Genomic DNA, 18867 nt, shown 5'->3' on the forward strand with positions numbered 1-18867 from the left:
AGCTGGCTTGCCAGCGATGCTTTTAAACGAACAACTCGGACGCAGGGCTCGCCGCCGACAACTCCGCCACCGCCGCCAATAACACCGGCGCCAGTTCGTGCATGCGCGCCTCGCTCATCCGCGCGCTGGGCCCGGCAACGCTGAGCACCCCAACCGCATGGCCGTCAAGCGGGTGACGCACCACCGCTGCCAGGGCCGAAGTACCCACCGCCGAGCTCTCCACCACCCAGGCATAACCATGTTCGCGGGCGATGCGCAGGCGCTCCAGCAACTCGGCATTGGACTTCGGCGCATTGGGGCCGAAGTCCGCCGGGTCGGCAATCCCTTGGCGCTCCACCAGCAACAAGGCCTGGGCATCGCTCAAACTCGACAGCCAGGCATGCCCGGACGCGGTGTAGAACAACGGCGCATCACGCCCCATGTCAGGGTCATAACGCAAGCCGGAACGGGCGCCCTGGGCCTTGGCGATCCAGGTCTGGCGCTCACCGTCGATCACCCCCAGGCGCACCAGTTCACCGGTCTGCTGCGCCAGTTGATCAAGGATCGGCTGGACGATATCGGCACCGCTGCTGGCCAGGTAGCGAAAGCCCATGGCCACCAGGCGAGTGCTCAGGTGGTAACGGCTGCTCTCGACGTTCTGGCGCACATAACCCAGGCGCATCAACTCGGCGAGCATGCGGTGGGTGGCGCTCTTGGGGATGTCCAGCTCTTCGGCCAGGGTCTGCAGAGGCAGCCCGCGCGGGTCGCTGGTAAGGCGTTCGAGAAGGCTCAACGCACGTTCGATCTGACTGCCGGCCATGGTCATGGTCCCTGAAATTTGTGCCGATTCTAAAGAGCCCCGGCGAAAGCGCAAATCACTGTCCGATCTTCGCCCACTTTGTCGTGGCACGCCTTGGCTGGGCAATCTCTCGAACCATAGAATGTGGAATCAAGTTCCAAAATACAACAAAACTGCTTGAAGGATGCTGCTCATGCCCGTCGACACCCCGATCATTGAATGCGATGTCCTGGTCATCGGCTCAGGCGCCGCCGGGCTGGCCGCTGCGGTGACCGCCGCCTGGCACGGTGAACAGGTCATCGTGGTGGAAAAGGACCCGGTATTCGGCGGTGCCACGGCCTGGTCCGGCGGCTGGATGTGGGTGCCCTGCAACCCGCTGGCGCAGCGCGCCGGGATCATCGAGGAGCGCGCACAGCCGCGCACCTACCTGGAACATGAACTGGGCGAACGCTTCGACGCAGCGATGGTTGATGCGTTCCTTGAAGCTGCGCCCAACATGGTGTCGTTCTTCGAGCGCCATACCGCCCTGCAGTTTGCCGACGGCAATGGCATTGCCGATATCCACGGCAATACCCCTGGCGCCGGCACCGGCGGGCGTTCGGTGATTGCGGCACCTTACGATGGGCGCCAGGTGAGTAAGAAGCTGCTCAAGCGTCTGCGCAAAACCCTGCGCGAAACCTCGTTCATGGGTATGCCGATCATGGCCGGCAAGGATCTTGGCGCCTTCCTCACCCTGACCCGTTCCTGGCGCTCGCTGCTGCATGTGAGCAAGCGCTTTGGCCGTCATCTGCTCGACCTGGCAACGCACGGCCGGGCCCTGCAACTGGTCAACGGTGTGGCACTGGTCGCGCGATTGGCCAAGTCGGCGCAAGACCTTGGGGTGTTGCTCTGGGAGTCAGCCGCGGCTCGCCAGTTGATCCACGAACAAGGCCGGGTAAGCGCTGCCGTGATTGAAAGCGCCCGCGGACCGGTACGTATAAATGCACGCAAGGCGGTGGTGCTGGCCGCTGGCGGCTTTGCCAACGACATCGCGCGGCGCAAGGCAATGTTCCCGCGCACACCCACCGGCCACGAGCACCTGGCCCTGCCGCCGCTGGGCGTCAACGGCGACGGCCTGCGCCTGGGCGAAAGCGTTGGCGGCCAGGTTGCCGATGACCTGCACAGCCCGGTGGCCTGGGCGCCGGTGTCGCGGGTGCCGCACAAGGACGGCAGCATTGGGCATTTCCCGCACATCATCGAACGGGCCAAGCCCGGCATCATCGGCGTGCTCGCCAACGGCAAGCGCTTCGTCAACGAAGCCGACGGTTACTACGACTACGTCAGCGCCATGGTCGCCCAGGCGCCCGGGGACAAGGTCGAGTCGTGGCTGATCTGCAGCCATGCCTTCCAGCGTCGTTATGGCCTGGGCATCTCCCGGCCATTTCCTTTACCGGTGCAGCCGTTGATCAAGTCCGGCTACCTGAAAACCGGCGACAGCATCGAAGCCCTGGCGCGGGCCTGCGGGATCGACGCTCAGGGCCTGGTCGCGACGGTCGCCGAGTACAACCTGCATGCCCGTAACGGCGAAGACCCGCAGTTCGGGCGCGGCTCGACGCCTTACAACCGCAAACAGGGCGATGCCCTGCACGGGCCTAATCCATGCGTGGCGCCGATCGAGCAGGGGCCGTTTTATGCGGTGAAAGTCGAGCCAGGCTGCTTCGGCACCTTTGCCGGGCTCAGGACCAACGCCAATGCGCAGGTGCTGGACGAGCACCAGCAAGCAATTACCGGGCTGTATGCGGTGGGTAGCGACATGGCCAGCATCATGGGCGGGCATTATCCGGCGGGCGGGATCAATCTGGGGCCGGCGGCGACCTTTGGTTACATCGCCGGGCGGCATATTGCCGGGGTGACAACGTACGAATGAGGGAGCTCTTGGGGCTGCTGCGCAGCCCATCGCCGGCAAGCCGGCTCCCACAGGTCGGGCGCACGCAGGTCTATTGTGGGAGCTGGCGTTGCCAGCGATGGGCTGCAAAGCAGCCCCAAGAAAGCATCAGAAATCGAAGAACACCGTCTCGCCTTCCCCCTGAATGCGGATATCAAAGCGGTAAGCCAGCTTGCCGTCCACTTCACAGCGGCTCGCCACCAGTGTCTCGCGCCGTTGTGGCTGCTCGATCAGGTTGAGCACCGGGCATTTGCCATTGGCTTGGGCCTCGTCATCGAAGTACAGGCGGGTCTGCAGGTGGATATTGATGCCGCGGGCAAACAGGCTGACGTTGATGTGCGGCGCCATTGGCACGCCTGCGGCGTTTTTCGCCACGCCCGGTTTGATGGTGTGCAAGGTCCACTCACCGGCATCGAATGTCGTGGCGGTGCGGCCAAAACTGTTGAACGGTTTTTCCAGGTCGAAGTCGCCCTGGTAGTCGCCATTGTGGTCGGCCTGCCAGAACTCCAGGAACGAGTCGCGCACCAGGTGACCGTTGCCGTCATAGACATTGCCGAACACCAGGATGTGTTCGCCCGGGGCATCAGCACGCGCCATGCGGTTCCAGATCTCCTGGTCGCGAGTCGGGTTGCCGGCAGCCTCCAGGGCCAGGCCGATGTGCACGTAGGGGCCGGCGGTCTGCGAAGGGGTTTCCGGCAGCAGTTCGATAGGCATTGGTAGCGCCTCCTCAGCAGTTTTCGAAGTGGGTCTTGCGCTGCCCGCGCAACACGATGTCAAAGCGGTAGGCCAGGCAATCCATGGGGTTGGCATTGCTCATGTCCAGCCGTGCGATCAGGCTCTGCACCGCGTCAGGGTTGGCAATCGACTTGACGATCGGGCACATCGGGATCAACGGATCACCTTCGAAATACAGCTGGGTAATCAAGCGCGTGGCAATCGACGGACCGCTGATCGACACATGGATATGCGCCGGGCGCCAGTCGTTGGGGCCATTGCGCCAGGGGTACGGGCCCGGCTTGATGGTGCGGAAACTGTAGTAGCCTTCACTGTCGGTCAGGGCACGGCCGACGCCACCGAAGTTGGGATCAAGCGGCGCCAGGTAGCGGTCGTTCTTGTGCCGGTAGCGGCCACCGGCGTTGGCCTGCCAGATCTCTACCAGGGTGTGCGGGATCGGTGTGCCGTGCTGATCGCAGACGCGGCCGGCGAGGATGATGCGCTCACCGATCGGCAGGCCGCCGTTGTTGAAGTTGAGCAGCAGGTCATGGTCGTGGGGGCCGAATTTCAGGTGCGAAAAATCCGGGCCGGTGCTTTCGCTGATCGACTGCGGGATGCTCACCAGGGCCTGGCGCGGCGAACGGGCGACGGAAGTCTTGTAGTCCGGGGTGAAGGCTTTCGGGTGCCAGTTGCGATCACGGATAGCGAAGCGACTGTTGTCTTGCGCAGACATGCCGTTCTCCTGTGTTGGAATTATTGGAGGGCCTGGGCGTGGCAGGCGAGCTTGCAGTTTCCGGTATGCAGGGCCCGGCGAATACTGAAAAGAACAGCGCCATACATAACCAAATGGTTATGTGTAAATCAGGAATCTGACAGAGCCCCGTGCGGTGAACTAATCTTTGTCCTCATGTTTCCAAGCTCCGGAGAGCACTCATGCAATGGCGAAAAGGCAGGCGTAGCGACAATGTGGTCGATGCCCGTGGCGAGGGCGGCGGCGGCATGCGCTTCGGCGGTGGCAAAGGCCTGAGCATCGGCGCGATCCTGTTAATTGTCGGGATTGGCTGGATCACCGGCCAGGACCCGCTGCAGATCCTCGGCCAGCTGGCCGGGCAGATGGGCCAGGAACAGACCGCACCGGTCAGCCCTGGCACCGGCAAGGCGCCGCCGGCCAACGACGAGCAGGCGGAATTCGTACGGTCCGTGCTGGGCGACACCGAAGACACCTGGAAGGCCATCTTCGCCCAGGCCGGCCGTCAGTACCAAGACCCCAACCTGATTCTGTTCAGCGGCCAGATCAACTCGGCCTGCGGCTTCGCCTCTTCGGCGGTCGGCCCGTTCTATTGCCCGGCGGACCAGAAGGTCTACCTGGACATGAGCTTCTTCCGTGAAATGGAACAGCGCTTCTCGGCCGCCGGCGATTTTGCCCAGGCCTATGTGATTGCCCACGAAGTCGGCCATCACGTACAAACCCTGCTCGGCGTCTCGGCCAAGGTTCAGGCCGCACGCCAGCGTGGCGAGCGCATGGAAGGCGACAACGGCTTGCTGGTGCGCCAGGAACTGCAGGCCGACTGCCTGGCCGGGGTCTGGGCCTACCAGGCGCAAAAGCGCCTGAACTGGCTGGAACCGGGCGATGTCGAAGAAGCCTTGAACGCCGCCAACGCCATCGGCGATGACCGTCTGCAGCAGCAGGGCCAAGGCCGGGTGGTACCGGACTCGTTCACCCACGGTACCTCGCAACAGCGCCAGCGCTGGTTCAAGACCGGCTTCGCCAAAGGCGATATCAACCAGTGCGACACCTTCAACGCACGCACGCTCTGACCCGCCTCACCACGGTTTCGCGGCCACCTGAAACCTCAGGTTGGCCGCGGAAACGCCCTGTTACCTACCGCTGATCATTTTTGCTGAAAAAGCGTTTCAGCTCCGGCGCAAGCCGCCGATAAACCCTGCTCAGAACATCGGCTGGCCATCAACAACAACAACCTTCCACCGATTCGGATCAAGAAGCACAACGTTCCTGGAGGGATTGCATGAATAGCTGGTTTGCCAACATCAGCGTCAACCTGAAACTCGGCCTGGGCTTTGGCCTGGTGCTGTTGCTTACCGGCCTGCTGGCCCTCACCGGCTGGAACAGCCTGGGCGGGCTGATCGATCGCAGCAACTGGATGAGCGATATCACCCAGCTCAACAGCGACCTGACCAACCTGCGCATCACCCGCCTGCAGTACATGCTGACCAACGGCGATGACGCCGCCGCCGGCAACGTCCAGGTCAAGCTCAATGCCTTCAGCGAACAGCAGCAAAAACTGCTGAAGAACTTCAAGAGCCCCGAAAACATCAAGCTGCTCCAGGACCTGGGCCAGACCATCAGCGCATACCAGGTGTCGATCAACAAGATGCGCGCCGGTTACAAGACCAGCCTGGCCGCACGCGATTCGATGAACCAGGCCGCGGCCCGCGCCATCGAGCTGATCGAAACGATCAACCGCGACGTACTGGCGCTGCCCGAGGGTGACGCCAGCCGCCTGGAGCAGTTCCGCACTATCACCCAGGCCAAGGAGCAACTGCTGCTGGTACGCCTGGCCGTGCGCAGCTACATCGCTGACATCAGCAGCGAAACCGAGCAACTGGCCTTGCGTCAGCTCGACACCGCCCTGGCCGAAATTGCCAGCCTGAACCGCCAGCTGCCAGGCGAAGCCGCGCGCATCAAGCAGTTCGAAACCGCCGTCATGGCCTACCGTGACGCCGTGCGCCAGTTCCGCGATGCCACTGCCGATATCGCCGTAGCGCGTCAGGAAATGACCGTTCAAGGTGCCGACATCGTCAAGACCAGCGACGCCCTGTACCAGATCCAGCTTGACCGTCGCGACAGCGAAAGCACCCAGGCCCGCTCCCTGCAACTGACTGCCACCTTGCTGGCGCTGCTGGTTGGCGTACTGGCGGCGGTGATCATCACCCGCCAGATCACTCGCCCGCTGCGCGAAACCCTGGCCGTGGTCGAGAAGATCGCCGCCGGCGACCTGACCCACAACCTGCGCGTCACCCGCCGCGACGAACTGGGTGTGTTGCAACAAGGCATCCAGCGCATGGGCTCGACCCTGCGTGACCTGATCACCGGCATCCGCGACGGCGTCACGCAGATCGCCAGCGCCGCCGAAGAGCTGTCGGCCGTTACCGAAGAAACCAGCGCCGGGGTCAACAGCCAGAAAGTTGAAACCGACCAGGTGGCGACCGCCATGCATGAAATGGCCGCCACCGTACAGGAAGTGGCACGCAACGCCGAGCACGCCTCAGAAGCCGCCACCGAAGCCGATAGCCAAGCCCGTGCCGGTGATCAGGTTGTCGCCGAAGCGATCAGCCAGATCGAACGCCTGGCCGAAGAAGTGCACCGCTCTACCGAAGCCATGGGCCTGCTGCAGCAGGAAAGCCAGAAGATCGGCAGCGTCATGGACGTGATCAAGTCGGTGGCCGAGCAAACCAACCTGCTGGCACTCAACGCCGCCATCGAAGCGGCCCGTGCCGGTGAAGCCGGGCGTGGTTTTGCCGTGGTCGCCGACGAAGTCCGTGGCCTGGCCCAGCGCACGCAGAAGTCCACCGAAGAAATCGAAGAGCTGGTGGCCGGCCTGCAGAGCGGTACCCAACAGGTCGCCAATGTGATGCTTGGCAGCCGCAACCTGACCGACAGCAGCGTCGAGCTGACCCGCAAGGCCGGTGCCTCGCTGGAAAGCATCACCCGCACGGTGTCGAACATTCAGTCGATGAACCAGCAGATTGCGGCGGCGGCGGAGCAGCAGAGCGCGGTGGCCGAGGAGATCAGCCGCAGCATTCTGAACGTACGTGACGTATCCGAGCAGACGGCGGCGGCCAGCGATGAGACCGCAGCGTCGAGTGTTGAACTGGCGCGCCTGGGCAACCAGTTGCAGACCATGGTCAGCCACTTCCGCGTCTGACCCGCTGAAGCCGGGGCTGCTTTGCAGCCCATCGCCGGCAAGTCCGGCTCCCACAATGGATCTGTTGACTCCGAACCCTGTGGGAGCTGGCTTGCCAGCGATAACTTCACCACTTATTTAACGATCTGCCCCACTCCCCGCCCACGCGGATCGGAAGCGGTTTCCAGCGCCGTGCCATTAACGCGGATGGCCTGGATGTCGCCCATCTCCCAACCCTGATCTTCCAGGGTGTAGCCCATCTTCTTCAGCTCTTCAGCGACCTTGCCGTTAAGCGGTGCAAAGGCATCGAAATAAATGGTGTCCTTGGGCAGCAACTGGTGATGCACGCGCTGCGCAGCCACGGCTTTTTCCAGCGGCAGGTTGTAGTCATAGAGGTTGTTCAGCACCTGGAAGATCGAGGTGAAGATCCGCGAACCACCCGGGGTACCCAGCACCAGGGTGACATTGCCATCGCGGGTCACCAGGCTCGGGCTCATCGACGAGAGCATGCGCTTGCCCGGCTCGATCGCGTTGGCATCGCCACCGACCACACCAAAGGCGTTGGCCACGCCCGGCTTGGAACTGAAATCGTCCATTTCATCGTTGAGCAGGAAGCCTGCGCCCTTGACCACCACGCCGCTGCCATAGTCCCAGTTCAGGGTGTAGGTGTTGCTGACCGCGTTACCGTCCTTGTCGACGATGGAGAAATGCGTGGTCTGGTGCGGCTCAAGGCCAGGGCGGACTTTCTCGGTTTCCGAGATGGCGATCGGGTTGACCTCTTGGGCGCGCTTGGCGAGGTAGTCCTTGGCAATCAACTGCTCCACCGGCACCTTGGAAAACGCCGGGTCGCCAAGGTAGTCGGCACGGTCGGCGAACACGCGTTTTTCGATTTCGGCCAGCAGGTGGATGTAGCGCGCCGAGTTCAGCTCGACACCCTTGAAGTCGGCGGCGCGCGCTTCCTTGATGCCCAGCAACTGGGCCAACGCGATGCCCCCGGAGCTTGGCAGCGGCGCGGTGTAGACGGTGTTGCCGCGCCAGTCGATCTTCATCGGTTCGCGCCATACGGCTTTATAAGCCTTGAGGTCGTCCTTGCTGATCAGGCCCTTGTCGGCCTGCATCTGCGCGACCAGCAGGTCAGCGGTCTTGCCTTGGTAGAACTCGCTGACGCCCTTGTCGGCGATGCGCTCCAGGGTTTGCGCCAGCTCCGGCTGCTTGAAGGTCTCGCCGACTTTCATGCTGCCGAAATAGTCGTTGAAGTTGGTGCTGTCCTTGAACAGGCCCAGGGCATCTTCGCGGTATTGGTACTGCTTGGACGCAACCTTGAAGCCGCTCTTGGCGTACCCCACCGCCGGGGTCAGTAGCTCGGCCCACGGCAGCTTGCCGAATTTCTGATGCGCCTCCCACAGCCCCATCACCGTGCCCGGCACGCCAGCGGCGCGGGCACCGACAAGGCTGAGGTTCTCGATGATCTCGCCCTTGTCGTCCAGGTACATGTTACGGCTGGCGGCCTTCGGCGCGGTTTCACGGTAGTCGAGGAAGTAGGCCTTGCCGTCGACATAGAGGGTCATGAAACCGCCGCCGCCGATGTTGCCTGCCTCAGGATAGGTGACCGCCAGGGTAAAGGCAGTCGCCACGGCCGCGTCCACCGCGTTACCGCCTTTTTTCAGGATATCGGCGGCGACCTGTGCACCATATTGATCAGGTGCAGCCACCGCGCCACCCTCCAGGGTCACCGCGTAAGCCGCGTTACTGGCGAGGATCGCGGCACCCAGGGCCAGGGATCGGAACATCACAACGCGCATGAGAGCTTCCTTAGTGTTGTTTTCGTTGAACAGCCATTAAGGCTGATGTCCGACGAGTTATCAAACACCGTGGGGGATTTCGCCGCGCATAGACAGAAGCTGTCGCGTATGGAGTGATCAGCAGGCGTAGACCGCCAGCTTGTTCTGAATGAAGTCGAGGAAGCACTGAATGCGCAACACCAGTTGGGTATTGCGGTAGTACACCGCATTGATCGGCTGGCGATAGCCGCTGTTGTGCTCGGGCAGGATTACCTGCAGGCGGCCGCTGCGGATGTCTTCATGGGTCATGAAGTGCGACAGGCAGGCGATGCCTTCACCGGCCAGGGCCAGCTCACGCAGGGTTTCACCGCTGGAGGCCGACAGGCCCGGGCGGATCAGCAGGCGGTCGCCCTCGGCATGGCGCAACGGCCAGTGGTTGAGGGTTTCGGTCTGGGTGAAACCGAGCAGTGCATGTCTTTGCAGGTCTTCGACCCGTTCGGGGGTGCCGTGGCGGGCCAGATACTCGGGGCTGGCCAGCACGTTCAACGGGCTGCAACCGAGCGCGCGGGCATGCAGGCTGGAGTCGGCCAGTTCGCCGATGCGGATGGCAACGTCGGTGCTCTGCTCGATCAGGTCGATGATCAGGTCGCTGGTGTTGAGTTCCAGCTGGATCTGCGGGTACAGCGCGCGGAACTCGCCGACCCAGGGGACGATGGCGTGCAACATGAACGGCAAGGCCGCATTGATGCGCAGGCGCCCGGACGGCGTCTGGTGGTGCACCGACAGATGCTCTTCGAGCTCGTCCATCTGCTGCAGGATCGACTTGGCCCGCTCGAAGAAAAACCGCCCTTCTTCGGTCAGGTCCATGCGCCGGGTGGTGCGGTTGATCAGGGTGGTGCCAAGCTTGGTTTCCAGGCGCGACAGGGTCCGGCTGATCGCCGATGGCGTTTGCCCGCCCTGCTCGGCAGCCGCGGTAATCGAGCCGCACTCGATTACCGAGACGAACACCTGCAATTCATCGGACTTGGCTTTCACGGCTGTACCCCAGGGCTGGCAACAGCCGTGATAGATAGCCGCTTGGCGCGGCCAGCGCAAGGCTTCATCAGGCTTGAGCCTGGAAAACCTCGGCCAGGTGCTGCTCGTAGGCGGCCACGGCGGCTTCGACGTTGGGGCGTTTCATCACGTCCACGGCAAGATACGTCGGCAGGCCGCTCATGCCGAGGAACTGGTTGGCCTTGTGGAACGGGAAGTACACCGCGTCCACGCCCTTGCCTTCGAAGAAGTCGCTGGGGTCGTCAAAGGCTTGCTGCGGCGCGTTCCAGGTCAGCGACAGCATGTACTGCTTGCCCTGGATCAGGCCACCGCTGCCGTACTTTTGCGAGGCATCGGAACGGGTGCGGCCATCGTTGGCGTAGAGGCTGCCGTGGCCGGCGGTGAAGACCTCGTCCAGGTACTGCTTGACGGTCCACGGCGCGCCCATCCACCAGCCAGGCATCTGATAGATGATGACGTCGGCCCAGAGGAACTTCTGCACCTCTTCGGCGTTGTCGTAGCCGCCGTCGATGTAGGTGGTCTTCACATCGAACCCGGCGCGATCAAGGAATACCAGCGCGGCTTCGTGCAGGGTTTCGTTCAAGCGGCCATCGGAGTGGGCGAACTTTTTACCACCGTTGAGCAACAGGACTTTTTTCATAGGCGCCTCATCTGTGTTCGATCAGGGGCAACGGAGCCTGTGACCGAGTGAATTTGATGGCGGCAGAATAGGGGCCGGCCTCGCGGGGAAACAGCCGCGCCGGGGCAAAATACATTTGACCAAAAAGCACGAATCCAGCGCTTATTGTTGCCTTAGAATCGTTTAACCCCCTTCCTTTCAGAGGCTTCTTCATGAGCGAGCAGTACGGTTTCATTCTCAAAGCCAAGACCCGTCCGGAAATGTCCGAAGCGTTCGAAGCGCTGTTTCGCGCCTACGTCGAGCCAAGTCGCCAAGAGCCAGGCTGCATCGAGTACCACATGCTGCGCGACAAGCAAGACCCCAGCCTGTTCGTGTTCTACGAGATCTGGGCCAGCAAGGCGGCGCTGGATGTGCACTCGGCCCTGCCGCACATGCAGGCGTTTTTCGACAAGCGCATGGATTATCTGGAGCGCGACTTCGACATCCAGTTGATCGACATGCTCAGCCCCTCTTCGGCTAGCCGTTAAGCAACAGGTGCGCGCCGAGCAGGGACAGGCCGATAAAGAAACAGCGCTTGAACAGCTCGGCGCTGATGCGCTGACGCAGCCACTGGCCACCGAGCATGCCCAGTAGCGCCGGCGCCAGCACCAGCAATGACGCGCCCAGGGCCTGCGCGCCGAGCGCATCCTGGCCCGCCAGGCCGATCGCCAGGGCCAGGGTCGAGACGCTGAACGACAGGCCCAGGGCCTGGACCATTTCGTCGCGGCTCAGGCCCAGGCTCTGCAGATAAGGCACCGCAGGAATCACGAAGACCCCAGTGGCAGCGCTGATCACTCCGGTGATCAGCCCGCAAAACGGCCCGAGGCAGGCTTCATGCGCAGGCGCCAGGCTCACCCCGCGCCCGAACAGGCCATACAACGCATACACCAGCAACGCCCCACCCAAGGCATGCGCCGCCCAGGCGCCACTGTTGATGCCCAGCCAGGCGCTGCCCAGCAAGGTGCCGACAAAGATCATCGCCAGCATCGGCCACAGCCTTTTCAGCAGCGCCCGCAGGTGCCCGCCAAAGGCCAGTTGCCAGAGGTTGGTCAATGTCGAGGGCACAATCAGCAGGGCCGCTGCCTGCGTCGGAGACATAGCCATGCCCAGCAGGCCCATGGCAATGGTCGGCAAGCCCAAACCGATCACGCCCTTGACCGCGCCGGCCAGCACGAAGGTCGCGATGACCAGCAGCGACAGCGCTGGGCCGATAGCGTGATAGAAGCCAAAGAAGGTAGTCATGGCGCTATCCTGCACCTCGCCACCCAGGCTGAAAATCTGCCATATACTCAGCCAGACTATTGCCAAGGAAGAGGCTGATGCATTTCGACCTGATTGACCTGCGCCTGTTCCAGCACACCCTGGAGTGCGGCAACATCACCGCCGGCGCCCAGCGCAGCCACCTGTCGCTGCCGGCCGCCAGCGCGCGCATCCGCGCCATGGAAAGCTCACTGGGCACGCCGCTGCTCGAGCGCAACCGCCGAGGCGTGCAGGCCACGCCTGCCGGGCAGGCGCTGCTGCAGCATGCTCGGCTGATCGGCCAGCAGGTCGAGCGCCTGCAGTTCGACCTCGGGCAGTACGCCCAGGGCCTGCAGGGCCAGGTCCGGCTGTTGTGCAACACCGCAGCGCTGACCGAATACCTGCCGGAATTGCTCGCAGGCTTTCTCCAACAGCACCCGGCCATCGATCTCGATATCCACGAACTGCCCAGCCTGCGCATCGTCCAGGCGATCACCCAAGGCGTGGCGGAAATCGGCATCATCTCCAGCGCGGTGGCCAGCGAGCACCTGCAGACCCTGCCGTTTCGCGACGACCCGCTGATGTTGATCATGCCGCCCGGGCATCCGCTGGCCAGCCACGCCAGCCTGCGCTTTGCCGATACCCTCGGCCACGGCTATGTCGGCCTGCAAGCCGACAGTGCCCTCGCCCTGCACCTTGAAGAGCAAGCCCTGCACCTGGGCCGGCGCCTGCAGGTACGGGTGCGCGCCGACGGCTTTGACGGGGTGATCCGCATGGTCGCCCATGGTGCCGGCCTGGGCATCGTGCCAATGGCCGCCGTGCAGCGTTGGCAGGGGCTGCTGCCCTTGCGCAGCCTGGCGCTGAACGAGCCGTGGGCCAACCGCCAGTTGCGCCTGTGCAGCCGGGATTTTGCCAGCCTGCCCGGGCATGCACGGGCCCTGCTCGACTGCCTGAGTGCCGGCGCTATTGCTCCGACAGGGGCAATCCACCGACAATCGCCCCCGCGGACCTAGTTGCTGCTGCACTGATCGCCAACCGAGTCGTAAAGGGAGTTTCACCGTGCCGTCGATCTACCAGCTCAAACCCCGCTTTCAGGCGCTGTTGCGCCCGACGGTCGAGCGCCTGTACCAACGCGGTGTCACCGCCAACCAGGTGACCCTGAGCGCCGCCGTGGTTTCCGTCTTGCTTGGCCTGTTGCTGGCCTGGCTCCCGCAGGTCACCTGGCTGTTCGCCCTGGTGCCGGTGTGGATGCTGCTGCGCATGGCCCTCAATGCCATCGACGGCATGCTCGCCCGTGAATTCGGCCAGCAATCCAAGCTCGGCGCCTACTACAACGAACTCTGCGACCTGATCGCCGACAGCGCCCTGTACCTACCCTTCGCGCTGCTGCCGGGCGTCTCGGCGGCGCTGCTGGTGATCGTCGTGCTGGCGGCGCTGATCAGTGAATACGCCGGGGTCATGGGCCCGCTGGTCGGTGCCGAGCGCCGCTACGACGGGCCCATGGGCAAGAGCGACCGTGCCTTTGCCTTCGGCGTGCTGGGCGCCGGCGTTGCCAGCGGGCTGTTGCCGGCCAGCTGGATCAACGGCGTGCTGCTGGTGATCTTGCTGCTCTCGCTCTATACCCTCTACAACCGGGTCAGCCGCGGTCTGGCGCAAACCCGCTGAAGCTCTTTGTGCCAGATAAGGATATTTGCCATGCGCAACGCGCAATCGCTGCATTTCACCACCCACGATGGCGTCGAACTGCATTACCGCCACTGGCCCGCCAACATTGCTGACGACCAGCCGCGCCGCGCCGTGGTGATGTTCCACCGCGGCCACGAACACGGCGGGCGCATGGCGCATCTGGCCGATGAGCTGCAACTGCCCGACCACGACATCTTCGCCTGGGACGCCCGTGGCCACGGCCAGTCGCCCGGGGCCCGTGGCGACAGCCCGAGCTTCGCCTGCAGTGTGCGCGACGTGCAGACCTTCATCGAACATATCGCCCGCGAGCACGGCATCGCCGAAGAGGACATGGCGGTACTGGCGCAAAGCGTCGGAGCCGTACTGATCGCCACCTGGGCCCACGACTACGCGCCCAAGGTGCGTTGCCTGGTACTGGCCTCGCCGGCCTTCAAGGTCAAGCTGTACGTGCCGTTTGCCCGCCCGGGGCTGAAGCTGATGCGCGCCTGGCGCGGCAACTTCTTCGTCAACAGCTACGTCAAGCCGCGCCTGCTCAGCCACGACCCCGAGCGCATCGCTTCGTATGAAAGCGACCCACTGATCAGCCGGCCGATCTCGGTGACCATGCTGCTTGGCCTGTATGAAGCCGCCGACCGCGTGGTGGCCGATGCCCAGGCGATCCAGGTGCCGACCCAGGTGCTGATTTCCGGCGCAGACTTCGTGGTCAAGCGCAAACCCCAGGAGCAGTTCTTCGAGCGCCTGGGTAGCGTGCATAAAGAGAAACACATCCTCCCCGGGTTCTTCCACGACACCCTTGGCGAGCGGGACCGCAGCCATGCCCTGGCGCGGATCCGGCGCTTTATCGAGCACTGCTTCAGCCAGGCGCCGCAGCGCCCTTCGCTGCTCGATGCCGACCGACTGGGCGCCAGCTGCGCCGAGGCCGAAAGCCTGGCCGCGCCGCTGCCGCGCAACTCGCCAGCGGACCTCTACTGGCGCGCCACCCGCGCCGGCTTGCGCCTTGGCAAAGGCTTGTCGGATGGGGTCAAACTGGGCTTCGACACCGGCTTCGACTCCGGCAGCACCCTGGACTACATCTACCGCAACCAGCCCACCGGCAAGGGCGCGATCGGACGCATGATCGACCAGAACTACCTCAATGCCATCGGTTGGCGCGGCATCCGCCAGCGCAAGCTGCATGTCGAAGAACTGCTGCGCCTGGCCATCGAACGCCTGCGCGAACAGGGCAAGCCGGTGGATATCGTCGATATCGCCGCCGGCCATGGCCGCTACATCCTTGAAGCGTTGCAGGGCCTTGAGCGCAAGCCGGAGTCGATCCTGCTGCGCGACTACAGCGAGCTCAATGTCCAGCAGGGCAGCGCGCTGATCGCCGAAAAAGGCCTGGCCGAGATTGCCCGCTTCGTCCAGGGCGATGCCTTCGATGCCCAGAGCCTGGCCAGCCTCGACCCGCGCCCGACCCTGGCGGTGGTTTCCGGCCTGTATGAACTGTTCGCCAGTAACCAGATGGTTGGCGACTCCCTTGGCGGCCTGGCCCAGGCGGTGGAGCCCGGCGGTTACCTGGTGTACACCGGCCAACCCTGGCACCCGCAGCTGGAGATGATCGCCCGTGCCCTGACCAGCCATCGCGCAGGCCAGGCCTGGGTGATGCGCCGGCGCAGCCAGGTGGAGATGGATCAACTGGTGGAGGCGGCAGGCTTTCGCAAGGTCTGCCAGCGGATCGATGAGTGGGGCATCTTCAGCGTCAGCCTGGCCCAGCGGGTCGCTTGATGAGCATTGCGCGCGAGCCCGGATTGATCAAGCGCGGGGTGCTCTGGCTATTGTTGCTCGGCCCGCTGTTCTTTCTCAGCTACGGCCTGACCAACACCTACACCGCCGGGCGCAACGACGTCGGCAGCCTGGTGTTCGCCTGGGAAGGCGGCATCCCGCTGTGGCCCTGGACCATCATCCCGTACTGGTCGATCGACCTGCTCTACGGCCTGTCGTTCCTGTTGCCGCTGAGCCGCCTGGAGATGGACCGCCACGCCCTGCGCCTGCTCAGCGCGCAGCTCATCTGCATCCTGGGCTTTCTGCTCTGGCCGCTGCGTTTTACCGTCGAACGGCCAGCGCTGGATGGCCTGTTCGGCTGGTTGTTCGATGTGCTGATGGGCTTCGACAAACCGTTCAACCAGGCGCCGTCGCTGCACATCGCCTTGCTGGTGATCATCTGGGCAATGTTTGCCCGGCATATCCACGCAAGGCTGCCGCGCTTGCTGGTGCATGGCTGGATGGCACTGATCGGCGTATCGGTGCTGACCACCTGGCAACATCACTTTATCGACCTGCCCAGCGGCGCGCTGGTGGGCGTGCTGTGCGTCTGGCTGTGGCCGGTCGAGGGCCGGCCGGTGCTGCGCCATCTGCAACTGGCCCGCGACCCGCAGCGCTGGCGCCTGGCGCTGCGCTATGGGGCCGGAGCGGCATTGCTGGTGGGGCTGGCGCTGTACCTCGGCGGTGCTGCCCTGTGGTTGATGTGGCCGGCGGTCGCGTTGCTGCTGGTGGCGCTCAACTATGCGCAACTGGGCGCCGAAGGCTTTCAGAAAGGTGCCGATGGCCGGCTCTCGTATGCCGCGCGCTGGTTGCTGGCGCCCTACCTGATTGGCGCCTGGCTCAACTCACGCGGGTGGACGCGGCGTCATCCCGAAGCGGATGAAGTGTGCGATGGCGTGTACCTCGGGCGAATTCCGGGCAAGGGGCAGGCCGCGCACTTCGCCGCCATTGTCGATCTGTGCGCCGAACTGCCGGCCTCGCTCGCCCCGGGCCAGGCCTACTGCGCCCTGCCCAGCCTCGACCTGGTCGTGCCCACGGCCGAGCGCTGCCGGGAAGCGGCAACGGCCATCGAACAGCTGCGCACCCAGGGCCCGGTGCTGGTTTGCTGCGCCCTCGGTTACTCACGCAGCGCCAGCGCCGTGGCTGCCTGGCTGGTGCTCAGCGGGCGCTGCGCCGATGCCGGGCAAGCGCAGCAACGCATTAGCCAGGCACGCCCCGGGGTGGTCCTGCATCCGCAGCACCTGCAGGTGATTGAACGCCTGCAAACGGAGCCTTGCCTGTGAGCGGCGAAATCCACCTGGCCCTGGTCGCCAGCCTGCTCAAGCGCGGTCGGCAGGTTGAGCGCCTGGCCGACGGGATCAGCCTGCTGGCGGTATTTTTTGGCCTGGCGGCGTTGCTGATCGACGCGCCCGCCCCTTGGTTCAGCGCTGTGCTGTGCAGCCTGTTGCTGTTGGCAGGCTTGCTGCAGAAATTCTTCGCCCTGCGCGTAGCGCTGGATGCCGATCTGTTTGCGCACCTGGCCGCCCGCAGCAATCAGCTCACGCAGCACACCCAGGTACTGGACCAGTCGCTGTTCAGCCTGGGGCTCAAGGCCAACCCGCTCGATCAGCGCGACTGGCAGGCACGCAGCCTGGCGGCCATGGGCCTGCTGCGCAAACAACTGCTGTGCTTTGCCGTACAAGCCGTGCTGGCGTTGGCCAGCATCCTGCTTTTGCCCTTGCTTCACGCTGCCGGATAAGGACCTTGCCCATGCTTGCTGCCCTCACCGCCTTTGCCATCACCTCGGTCGCCCGCCTGATCACCGGCGCCCGCGCCCTGTGGCTGGGTTGCACGCCGCAACCGGTGCAACGGCTGTACTACGCAAACCACAGCAGCCACGGCGACTTCGTGCTGATTTGGGCATCGCTGCCCCAGCCGCTGCGCCAGCACACGCGGCCGGTAGCCGGTGCCGATTACTGGCAAAAGCCGGGCATCCGCCAGTTCCTGATCAAGCGGGTGTTCAATGGCGTGCTGATCGACCGCCAGCACAGCGACGCCACAAGCAACCCCTTGCAGCCGATCCAGGAGGCGCTGGCCCAGGGCGACTCGCTGATTTTCTTCCCCGAAGGTACGCGCAACCTCAGCGACGAGCCGTTACTGGCGTTCAAGAGCGGCCTGTTTCACCTGGCCAGCGCTCACCCGCACGTCGAGGTGGTCCCGGTCTGGATCGCCAACCTCAACCGGGTCATGCCCAAGGGCCGCGCCCTGCCGCTGCCCTTGCTGTGCACCTTGAGCTTTGGCGAGCCCCTGCAACTGCAGGCGGACGAAAGCAAGCACGCGTTTCTCGACCGGGCCCGCCAGGCCCTGTTGGCCCTGGCCCCGAAGGAATCCTGAGATGGACAACAACACCCTTTCACTGTTCGCCGGCATCGGCGGCCTGCTGCTGCTCGCCAGCCTGATCGGCCGTCTGCTCAAATGGCGCGCGGGCCCGGCGCCCCACGCCGTCATCGACAACCTCAATGCACGGATCAACGCCTGGTGGGTGATGGTCCTGGTCATCGGCCTGGCCTTCCTGTTCGGCAAGCTGGGGGTGATCCTGCTGTTCTACTGCGTGTCGTTCTACGCCCTGCGTGAGTTCCTGACGCTGACGCCGACCCGGCGCAGCGACTACCCGGCACTGGTTGCGGCCTTCTACGTCGCCCTGCCGGTGCAGTACCTGTTGATTGCCATGGACTGGTACGGGCTGTTCAGCATTTTCATCCCGGTCTATCTGTTCCTGCTGCTGCCGATCCTGGCCAGCTTCGGCGGCGATACCACGCGCTTTTTGGAGCGCGCCTCGAAGGTGCAGTGGGGCTTGATGATCGCGGTCTACTGCCTGTCCTCGGTACCGGCCTTGATGACCCTGGAGATCCCCGGATACGAAGGCCGCAACCTGCTGCTGATCGCCTGGCTGATCCTCGTGGTGCAGATCTCCGATGTGCTGCAGTACGTCTGCGGCAAGCTGTTCGGCAAGCACAAGGTGGCGCCCAAGCTGTCACCGTCAAAGACCGTCGAAGGCCTGGTCGGCGGCGTGGCCCTGGCCACCCTGATCGGTGCCACCTTGTGCTGGATCACTCCGTTCAGCTTCTGGCAGGCGGCACTGATGGCCCTGACCGTCAACCTCATGGGCTTTGCCGGCGGCCTGGTGATGTCGGCCATCAAGCGCGACCGCGGCGTGAAGGACTGGGGCCATATGATCGAAGGCCACGGCGGCATGCTCGACCGCATGGACTCGGTGTGCTTCGCCGCACCGGTGTTCTTCCACTTCGTGCGCTACTGGTGGGTGTGAC

18 protein-coding genes are annotated in these 18867 nt (G+C 64.1%); 11 read left to right on the forward strand and 7 right to left on the reverse strand.

Annotated features, from left to right (window positions below):
• Positions 1 to 22: 22 nt before the first annotated feature.
• Positions 23 to 799, reverse strand: coding sequence for an IclR family transcriptional regulator (locus tag NLX68_RS25015; protein ID WP_254286275.1), 777 nt, complete (start codon positions 797 to 799; stop codon positions 23 to 25).
• 172 nt (positions 800 to 971) lie between these two features.
• On the opposite strand from NLX68_RS25015, the gene NLX68_RS25020 reads away from it, so the two are divergent.
• On the forward strand, positions 972 to 2684 hold the full coding sequence (locus tag NLX68_RS25020; RefSeq protein ID WP_254286276.1) for an FAD-dependent oxidoreductase: 1713 nt from the start codon (positions 972 to 974) through the stop codon (positions 2682 to 2684).
• Between the two features lie 126 nt (positions 2685 to 2810).
• Here NLX68_RS25020 and pcaG read toward each other — a convergent pair whose 3' ends face one another.
• Positions 2811 to 3416 (reverse strand): protocatechuate 3,4-dioxygenase subunit alpha, encoded by a 606-nt coding sequence (gene pcaG, locus NLX68_RS25025; RefSeq protein ID WP_254286277.1) that lies wholly within the window; start codon positions 3414 to 3416, stop codon positions 2811 to 2813.
• Between the two features lie 13 nt (positions 3417 to 3429).
• A complete protein-coding gene (pcaH, locus tag NLX68_RS25030; protein ID WP_254286278.1) occupies positions 3430 to 4149 on the reverse strand; it encodes a protocatechuate 3,4-dioxygenase subunit beta in 720 nt (239 codons plus the stop codon).
• A gap of 200 nt (positions 4150 to 4349) precedes the next feature.
• On the opposite strand from pcaH, the gene NLX68_RS25035 reads away from it, so the two are divergent.
• Both NLX68_RS25035 and NLX68_RS25040 read left to right on the forward strand, forming a co-directional pair.
• Positions 4350 to 5234: a neutral zinc metallopeptidase gene (locus NLX68_RS25035; protein ID WP_254286279.1), complete on the forward strand. Its 885-nt coding sequence runs from the start codon at positions 4350 to 4352 to the stop codon at positions 5232 to 5234.
• 209 nt (positions 5235 to 5443) lie between these two features.
• Positions 5444 to 7363: a methyl-accepting chemotaxis protein gene (locus NLX68_RS25040; protein WP_254286280.1), complete on the forward strand. Its 1920-nt coding sequence runs from the start codon at positions 5444 to 5446 to the stop codon at positions 7361 to 7363.
• Positions 7364 to 7476: 113 nt separating this feature from the next.
• On the opposite strand, the gene ggt is transcribed toward NLX68_RS25040, so the two are convergent.
• The 3 genes from ggt to NLX68_RS25055 all read right to left on the reverse strand — a co-directional run bounded on the left by ggt (position 7477) and on the right by NLX68_RS25055 (position 10816).
• The gene (gene ggt, locus NLX68_RS25045; RefSeq protein WP_254286281.1) at positions 7477 to 9144 is read right to left on the reverse strand and encodes a gamma-glutamyltransferase; all 1668 of its coding nucleotides are present in this window, start codon (positions 9142 to 9144) and stop codon (positions 7477 to 7479) included.
• Between the two features lie 117 nt (positions 9145 to 9261).
• Positions 9262 to 10158 carry a LysR family transcriptional regulator gene (locus NLX68_RS25050; protein WP_254286282.1) on the reverse strand — a complete coding sequence of 299 codons (897 nt, stop codon included), beginning with the start codon at positions 10156 to 10158 and terminating at the stop codon, positions 9262 to 9264.
• A gap of 67 nt (positions 10159 to 10225) precedes the next feature.
• Positions 10226 to 10816, reverse strand: a complete 591-nt coding sequence (locus tag NLX68_RS25055) for an NAD(P)H-dependent oxidoreductase (RefSeq protein WP_010226902.1) — start codon at positions 10814 to 10816, stop codon at positions 10226 to 10228.
• A gap of 191 nt (positions 10817 to 11007) precedes the next feature.
• Between NLX68_RS25055 and NLX68_RS25060 the strand changes: the two genes are divergently transcribed.
• Positions 11008 to 11322, forward strand: coding sequence for a putative quinol monooxygenase (locus tag NLX68_RS25060; RefSeq protein ID WP_010226903.1), 315 nt, complete (start codon positions 11008 to 11010; stop codon positions 11320 to 11322).
• Here the strand turns inward: NLX68_RS25060 and NLX68_RS25065 are convergent.
• Entirely contained in the window at positions 11312 to 12076 is a 765-nt protein-coding gene (locus NLX68_RS25065) for a sulfite exporter TauE/SafE family protein (protein ID WP_254286283.1), read from the reverse strand. The two genes, NLX68_RS25060 and NLX68_RS25065, sit on opposite strands and share 11 nt — an antisense overlap.
• Before the next feature lie 77 nt (positions 12077 to 12153).
• Here NLX68_RS25065 and NLX68_RS25070 point away from each other — a divergent pair, with 77 nt between their 5' ends.
• Genes NLX68_RS25070 through NLX68_RS25100 form a run of 7 tightly spaced genes read left to right on the forward strand, consistent with a single transcriptional unit; the run spans position 12154 to position 18866 of the window.
• Complete coding sequence (locus tag NLX68_RS25070) at positions 12154 to 13086, forward strand: LysR substrate-binding domain-containing protein (protein WP_254286284.1); 933 nt, start codon at positions 12154 to 12156, stop codon at positions 13084 to 13086.
• A 46-nt stretch (positions 13087 to 13132) separates the two neighbouring features.
• Positions 13133 to 13738: a CDP-alcohol phosphatidyltransferase family protein gene (locus NLX68_RS25075; protein WP_010226907.1), complete on the forward strand. Its 606-nt coding sequence runs from the start codon at positions 13133 to 13135 to the stop codon at positions 13736 to 13738.
• Between the two features lie 30 nt (positions 13739 to 13768).
• Entirely contained in the window at positions 13769 to 15523 is a 1755-nt protein-coding gene (locus NLX68_RS25080) for a bifunctional alpha/beta hydrolase/class I SAM-dependent methyltransferase (protein ID WP_254286285.1), read from the forward strand.
• Complete coding sequence (locus NLX68_RS25085; RefSeq protein ID WP_254286286.1) at positions 15523 to 16842, forward strand: phosphatase PAP2/dual specificity phosphatase family protein; 1320 nt, start codon at positions 15523 to 15525, stop codon at positions 16840 to 16842. The genes NLX68_RS25080 and NLX68_RS25085 overlap by 1 nt, the downstream gene beginning before the upstream one ends.
• Entirely contained in the window at positions 16839 to 17297 is a 459-nt protein-coding gene (locus NLX68_RS25090; RefSeq protein WP_254286287.1) for a hypothetical protein, read from the forward strand. Before NLX68_RS25085 ends, NLX68_RS25090 begins: the two co-directional genes overlap by 4 nt.
• An 11-nt stretch (positions 17298 to 17308) precedes the next feature.
• Positions 17309 to 17932, forward strand: coding sequence for a 1-acyl-sn-glycerol-3-phosphate acyltransferase (locus tag NLX68_RS25095; protein ID WP_254286288.1), 624 nt, complete (start codon positions 17309 to 17311; stop codon positions 17930 to 17932).
• Position 17933: 1 nt separating this feature from the next.
• Complete coding sequence (locus NLX68_RS25100) at positions 17934 to 18866, forward strand: phosphatidate cytidylyltransferase (protein WP_010226917.1); 933 nt, start codon at positions 17934 to 17936, stop codon at positions 18864 to 18866.
• The last annotated feature ends 1 nt before the right edge of the window (position 18867 follow it).

Origin of the sequence: Pseudomonas sp. SBB6 (assembly GCF_024213215.1) — a bacterium.
In the GTDB taxonomy this organism is placed as follows: domain Bacteria; phylum Pseudomonadota; class Gammaproteobacteria; order Pseudomonadales; family Pseudomonadaceae; genus Aquipseudomonas; species Aquipseudomonas donghuensis.